This is a genomic window from Humibacter sp., from assembly GCF_051954055.1.
GTDB lineage: Bacteria > Actinomycetota > Actinomycetes > Actinomycetales > Microbacteriaceae > Humibacter.
This window is the reverse complement of the sequence record NZ_JBQCIE010000148.1, coordinates 1-6661: the sequence shown is the minus strand read 5'-3', so window position 1 is coordinate 6661 and position 6661 is coordinate 1. Positions and strand designations below refer to the sequence as shown.

Sequence of the window (6661 nt, the reverse complement as noted above, 5' to 3'; positions counted from 1 at the left end):
GGCGCCAGCTACCGGCTGCGCGGACGCGGGATCGACAGTCTCCCGAGCATCAAAACCCAAGACACGGCAGACTGAACACGACGAATCAGTGGCCTACTTTTCGACCGTCACATCGGCCTACTTTTCAGACGTCGTCGACACAAGCGATCCCTCCCCTCGCTTCACCCCCGCTGCACACTCGTGATCGCAGCTACCGGGACGGCAGGAGACAGGTCTCCCTCACTCAACGGTCAGGGATCCGAGGTCACATAAAACAGGCCCGGCGGGACGGACGCGCAGCATCGGTCGTACGCTGACGAGGGGACGGTCAACGGAGCCGATCGGACAGCGCCTGTGGTCCGTCGGAGTATCCGGGGAACGTGATCCAATACGATGCAGGACGCCATTCGGATGTGTATACCAATGTGTATACGTTGCCGTCTCCTCGAGCGCTTCCCTAGTGATTCACTGTGGAGCCTAGGAGAATCGAACTCCTGACTTCCTGCTTGCAAAGCAGGCGCTCTACCAACTGAGCTAAGGCCCCCGACGGATATTCGGTGGGGATACGAGGACTTGAACCTCGGACCTCTTCGTTATCAGCGAAGCGCTCTAACCGCCTGAGCTATATCCCCGAGATCGACCATCGAAATGGCCGAATGACAGACTACCTGAGCGCCTCCGATCACGCGAATCGCGTGCAGGCACCCGTCAGTTATTCGTGAAGCCGATCAGCAGGCCGCCGGTGATCTTCACGCTGAGGTTGTACAGCAGCGAGCAGACGGCTCCGAGGGCCGTCGTGATCACCAGGTTCAGGATGGCGACGACGATCGAGAAGCCCATGACGGTGCCGAGGCTGAGAATCGACTTCAGATCGCTGCCGCTGGTGCCGGAGATGTCTTTGAACAGGCTGTTCAGGTTGTCGAAGATGCCGGTCTGATCCAGCACGATCCAGATCAGGAACGAACCGACGATCGAGATGATAGCCAGGCACAGGCCCACCAGGAACGACAGCTTCACCGCCGACCAGAAGTCGATGTAGACGAGGCGAAGCCTGACCTGCTTGGCCGGCCCCTTACGCGAGCTGGATTTCTGCGCCAATCGTTCCGCCACACTACTCATCTACGGTGTTGTCCTTTCCGGGCTGCTCGGCCTCCGCATCGGTCGACTCCTCGACCGGTTCGGCGTCGTGAGCGTCCAGATTCCGCTCGCTGTTTCGGGCGATGGCGATGATCTTGTCGTCATCAGCGAAGCGTGCGAACACGACACCCATGGTGTCACGGCCCTTCGCCGGCACCTCGGCCACGGCAGAGCGTACCACCTTGCCGCTGGCAAGAACCACGAGAACCTCGTCCTCGTCCTCGACGATCAGGGCGCCCGCGAGGTCGCCTCTGTCATCACTCAGCTTGGCCACCTTGATTCCCAGGCCGCCGCGTCCCTGCCGTCGGTACTGATCGACTGCCGTGCGCTTGGCGTACCCGCCCTCCGTCACGACGAAGACGTAACCGTCATCCGCGGAAGCTGAGGTTTCGCTGCGATCCGCGCCCGAGGTCGCGATCACCGCGGCATCCAACAGCGCGTCGTCATCGCGGAAGTGCATGCCGATCACACCGGAGGTCGAGCGACCCATCGGACGCAGTGCCTCGTCGGTCGCGGTGAACCGCAGTGACATGCCCTTGCGGGAGACGAGCAGGATGTCCGAGTCCTCCTCGACGAGCAGCGCCGAGATGAGCTCGTCCTCCTCACGAAGCCGGATCGCGATGATCCCACCCGTGCGGTTGGTGTCGTATTCCTTCAGCTCGGTCTTCTTCACGAGACCGTCGCGAGTGGCGAGCACGAGATACTTGGCCGCGGAGTAATCGCGGATGTCGAGGATCTCGGCGATCTCCTCGTCCGGCTGCATCGCGAGAAGATTCGCCACGTGCTGGCCCTTCGCGTCGCGGCCCGCCTCCGGCACCTCGTACGTCTTGGCCCGGTACACCCGGCCCTTGGTCGTGAAGAAGAGCAGCCAGTGGTGCGTGGTCGTCACGAAGAAGTGGTCGACGACATCCTCGCCGCGCAGCTGCGCGCCCTTCACGCCCTTGCCTCCGCGGTGCTGCGAGCGATAGTTGTCGCTACGGGTGCGCTTGATGTAGCCGCCGCGGGTGACGGTGACCACCATCTCCTCTTCCGGAATGAGGTCTTCGACGCTCATGTCGCCGTCGAAGCCGTAGAGGATGTTCGTGCGCCGCTCGTCACCGTACTTCTCGGCGATCTCAGCGAGCTCCTCCGACACGATCGAGCGCTGACGCGCCTCGTCGGCGAGGATCGCCTTGTAGTCGGCGATCTCCGCCTCGAGCCGTGCGAGGTTGTCGATGATCTTCTGCCGCTCGAGGGCCGCGAGGCGGCGCAGCTGCATGGACAGGATGGCATCCGCCTGAACCTGGTCGACGTCGAGCAGCTCCATCAGTCCCGCCCGCGCCTCGTCGGCGCTCGGCGAACGACGGATGAGCGCGATCACCTCGTCGAGCGCGTCGAGCGCCTTCACGAGACCACGCTGGATGTGCGCATCCTCTTCCGCTTTACGCAGACGGAACTGGGTGCGCCGCACGATCACGTCGATCTGGTGGTCGACCCACGCGGTCACGAAGCCGTCGAGCGGAAGCGTGCGCGGCACGCCGTCGACGATGGCGAGCATGTTGGCGCCGAAGTTCTCCTGCAGCTGCGTGTGCTTGTACAGGTTGTTCAGCACGACCTTCGCGACCGCGTCGCGCTTCAGCACGATCACCAGACGCTGACCGGTGCGGCCGCTGGACTCGTCACGGATGTCCGCGATACCGGCGATGCGGCCGTCCTTCACGAACTCGGCGATCTTGATCGCCAGGTTGTCCGGGTTGACCTGGTAGGGAAGCTCGGTGACCACCAGGCACGTACGGCCCTGGATCTCCTCCACGTTCACCACGGAGCGCATCGTGATGGATCCACGACCCGTGCGGTACGCGTCGTGGATCCCCTTGACCCCGAGGATCTGCGCGCCGGTCGGGAAGTCGGGTCCCTTGATGCGCTCCATGAGCGCCTCGAGCAGTTCCTCGCGCGAGGCATCCGGGTGCTCCAACGCCCACAGCGCACCGGCCGCGACCTCGCGCATGTTGTGCGGCGGGATGTTCGTGGCCATGCCGACCGCGATGCCCACCGATCCGTTCACGAGCAGGTTGGGGAACCGGCTCGGCAGGATGGTCGGCTCCTGCGTGCGGCCGTCGTAGTTGTCGGTGAAGTCGACCGTGTCCTCGTCGATATCCCGAACCATCTCGAGCGCGAGGGGCGCCATCTTCGTCTCGGTGTACCGCATCGCGGCCGCGCCGTCGTTACCCGGCGATCCGAAGTTGCCCTGCCCGAGCGCGAGCGGGTAGCGCAGGCTCCACGGCTGAACGAGACGAACCAGGGTGTCGTAGATGGCCGTGTCGCCGTGCGGGTGGAACTGACCCATCACGTCACCGACGACGCGAGAGCACTTCGAGAAGGCACGGTCAGGCCGGTATCCACCGTCGTACATCGCGTAGATCACGCGACGGTGCACGGGCTTCAGACCGTCGCGCACCTCGGGAAGGGCACGGCCGACGATGACGGCCATGGCGTAGTCGAGGTAGCTGCGCTGCATCTCCAGCTGCAGCTCGACCGGCTCGATCCTGCCGTGCACGATGCCATCGCCCGCGTGATCGACGTCTGTCGCCCCACCGTCGGTGTTCGCGCCGCCGAGGTTGTCAGTGCCGTCGGTCTCGTCTGCCATCTACTTCTTCTTCGTCTCTTCTTGTGCGTTACCGGCGGTGTTCAAATGTCGAGGAACCGAACGTCTTTCGCGTTCTTCTGGATGAAGTGGCGCCGCGATTCGACGTCCTCTCCCATCAGAGTGGCGAACGTCTCGTCGGCGGCCGCGGCATCCTCCATGGTCACCTGCTTGAGCGTGCGGGTCTCCGGGTTCATCGTGGTCTCCCAGAGCTCCTGGTAGCTCATCTCGCCGAGACCCTTGTAGCGCTGGATGCCGTTGTCCTTCGGGATGCGCTTGCCCGCGGCCAGCCCGTCAGCAAGGAGTGCGTCCCGCTCACGGTCGGAGTACACGAACTGGTGGTCGGCGTTAGACCACTTGAGCCGGAACAGGGGTGGCTGAGCGAGGTACACGTAGCCGAGTTCGATCAGCGGGCGCATGTAGCGGAACAGCAGGGTGAGCAGCAGAGTGGTGATGTGCTGGCCGTCGACATCCGCGTCGGCCATCAACACGATCTTGTGGTACCTGGCCTTCTCTCCGTTGAACTCCTCGCCGATGCCCGTGCCGAAGGCGGTGATCATCGCCTGGATCTCGGCGTTCGCCAGGGCCCGGTCGAGCCGTGCCTTCTCCACGTTCAGGATCTTGCCGCGCAGCGGAAGGATGGCCTGGGTCGCCGGGTTGCGTCCCTGCTTCGCCGAGCCGCCTGCCGAGTCACCCTCGACGAGGAAGATCTCGCTCTCCGCTGGGTTGCGGCTGGAGCAGTCCGAGAGCTTTCCTGGCATCCCGCCACCCTCGAGAAGACCCTTACGACGAGCGGTGTCTCGCGCCTTTCGCGCCGCCATGCGGGCGCTGGCCGCCTGGATGGCCTTGCGGATGATCTCCTTCGCCTGGTTCGGATTGCGGTCGAACCAGTCGCCGAGCTGATCGCCGACCACCTTCTGCACGAACGCCTTCGCCTCGGTGTTGCCGAGCTTGGTCTTCGTCTGGCCCTCGAACTGCGGCTCACCGAGCTTGACCGAGATCACGGCGGTGAGTCCCTCACGAACGTCTTCGCCGGAGAGGTTGTCGTCCTTGTCCTTCAGGATGCCCTTGTCCCGGGCATACCTGTTGACCAACGTCGTCAGCGCCGCACGGAAACCCTCTTCGTGGGTTCCACCCTCGTGCGTGTTGATCGTGTTCGCGTACGTGTGCACGCTCTCGGTGTAGGCAGTGGTCCACTGCATGGCGACCTCGAGCGCGATCTTGCGCTCGGTGTCTTCGGACTCGAACGAGATGATCTCGTCGTTGACCACCTCGGCGCGCTTCGCCGAGTTCAGATACTCGACGTAGTCCTCGAGCCCGCGCTGGTAGAGGAATGTGTCGTTCCGCTCGGGAACGACCTCGCCCTCCTCGTCCAACGCCTCACGCTCCCGCTTGTCCCAGAGCGAGATCTTCAGCCCCTTGTTGAGGAACGCGTACTGCTGGAACCGGGTGCGAAGGGTGTCGTAGTCGAACTCCACCGTCTCGAACGTGTCGCTGCTCGGCCAGAACGTGATCGTCGTGCCGGTCTCGGTCGTGGTCTCGCCCTGCTTCAGCGGCGCATCCGGAACACCGTTGTGATAGCTCTGCGTCCAGACGTGCCCCTGGTTCTTCACCTCGACCTCGAGGCGGCTCGAGAGTGCGTTCACCACCGAGGAGCCGACGCCGTGCAGACCGCCGGATACCGCGTAGGCTCCGCCACCGAATTTGCCGCCGGCGTGCAGCACGGTGAGCACCAGCTCGACCGTGGAGATGCCCTCTGGCTGGTGGATGTCAACAGGGATGCCGCGCGCGTTGTCGACCACGCGCACTCCGCCGTCCTTGGTCAACGTGATATCGATGTGGTCGCCATACCCCGCCAGGTACTCGTCCACAGCGTTGTCGACGATCTCGGTGACGAGGTGGTGCAGACCGCGCGGACCGGTGGATCCGATGTACATGCCGGGCCGCTTGCGGACCGCTTCGAGTCCTTCGAGAACCTGAATCTGGCTCGCGCCGTAATCGTTGTCGGTTCCAGCCGTATTCGGTTCTGTCGTCATTCGGTTTAGGGCTCCTGACCGCACATTTATGGTGACCACTCATTCTACCAAGAGCGGACTGAGGATCGGGGGCGAAACGGCCCTCTGAGGCGATGGAAATGCAGGGGTGACCAGATTTGGCCGCTCAACCGTAGGTGTCGCGTGGACCGCGCCCTGGAACCGACCTGGGGCCGCGTTTCCAGGTGGGGACGTCGGGCCCCAAAAACCGGATACTTTCCACACCCGCATCCGGATAACGCCGTTCGATGTGCTGCAGCAGCTCTCCGCGCATCAGCCGCAGCTGCGTCGCCCAGCTCGTCGAGTCGCAGCGCACGGTCAGAACGCCCCCTTCTACCTCGACCGGCTCCGAGTGCTTCGCGGTCTCCTCGCCGACGACATCCGTCCACGCCGCGATCAGCTCGGACTTGGCCAGCGGCGAACTCCAGCCGAGCTCGTCGGTGAGGGAATCGATCACGCCGCCGAGTCCACGAGGTTCCCTACCCGGCTCGAACGGCTGGCTCCCCGATCGTTCCGTGCGCGCCGTCCGCGCGCTTCGCCGCTGACCGCGCGCGGGATCCGCACCGAACAGCTCCTTGAGGTGGCGGTAGAAGTCGGATGCCTCGCTCATCCCGGCGATTCCTCCGCCGGCGCATCCTCCGGGTCGTCCTGCCCGGACTCGATGACGCGGCCGGCCTCGATGTGTACGGTGTGAGCGCGCAACGCATCGGGCACGTCGTCGAGCACCGCCGAGGTGACGAGGACCTGCTCGAAGTCGTGCACGGATGCCGCAAGTCGCGCCCTGCGCTTCTGGTCCAGCTCGGCGAACACGTCGTCGAGGATCAGCACGGGGTCGCCGGTGGTCGAGTGCTCGCGCAGCAGCTGTGCGGATGCCAGCCGCAGCGAAAGC

At 64.3% G+C, this 6661-nt stretch carries 4 protein-coding genes, 2 tRNA genes and 1 pseudogene; all 7 read right to left on the bottom strand.

Annotated features, from left to right (window positions below; translation table 11 throughout):
- Window positions 1-450: 450 nt before the first annotated feature.
- Window positions 451-523: transfer RNA gene (locus tag ACTHNC_RS19330), tRNA-Ala, on the bottom strand.
- 14 nt (window positions 524-537) lie between these two features.
- Window positions 538-611, bottom strand: a tRNA-Ile gene (locus tag ACTHNC_RS19325).
- Window positions 612-687: 76 nt separating this feature from the next.
- The gene (locus tag ACTHNC_RS19320) at window positions 688-1098 is read right to left on the bottom strand and encodes a DUF3566 domain-containing protein (protein ID WP_440296261.1); all 411 of its coding nucleotides are present in this window, start codon (window positions 1096-1098) and stop codon (window positions 688-690) included.
- Complete coding sequence (gyrA, locus tag ACTHNC_RS19315; RefSeq protein ID WP_440296260.1) at window positions 1091-3742, bottom strand: DNA gyrase subunit A; 2652 nt, start codon at window positions 3740-3742, stop codon at window positions 1091-1093. The genes ACTHNC_RS19320 and gyrA overlap by 8 nt, the downstream gene beginning before the upstream one ends.
- Window positions 3743-3783: 41 nt before the next feature.
- Entirely contained in the window at window positions 3784-5775 is a 1992-nt protein-coding gene (gyrB, locus tag ACTHNC_RS19310) for a DNA topoisomerase (ATP-hydrolyzing) subunit B (RefSeq protein ID WP_440296259.1), read from the bottom strand.
- Window positions 5776-5899: 124 nt separating this feature from the next.
- Window positions 5900-6382, bottom strand: coding sequence for a DUF721 domain-containing protein (locus tag ACTHNC_RS19305; protein WP_440296258.1), 483 nt, complete (start codon window positions 6380-6382; stop codon window positions 5900-5902).
- A pseudogene (locus ACTHNC_RS19300) lies at window positions 6379-6661 on the bottom strand (DNA replication/repair protein RecF); the annotation flags it as partial. The pseudogene ACTHNC_RS19300 and the gene ACTHNC_RS19305, both read right to left, overlap by 4 nt.

Bases quoted from the DNA above. Each gene is read 5' to 3' on its own strand.
- gyrA (WP_440296260.1), bottom strand. From the start codon at position 3,742: ATGGCAGACGAGACCGACGGCACTGACAACCTCGGCGGCGCGAACACC.
- gyrB (WP_440296259.1), bottom strand. From the start codon at position 5,775: ATGACGACAGAACCGAATACGGCTGGAACCGACAACGATTACGGCGCG.
- ACTHNC_RS19320 (WP_440296261.1), bottom strand. From the start codon at position 1,098: ATGAGTAGTGTGGCGGAACGATTGGCGCAGAAATCCAGCTCGCGTAAG.
- ACTHNC_RS19305 (WP_440296258.1), bottom strand. From the start codon at position 6,382: ATGAGCGAGGCATCCGACTTCTACCGCCACCTCAAGGAGCTGTTCGGT.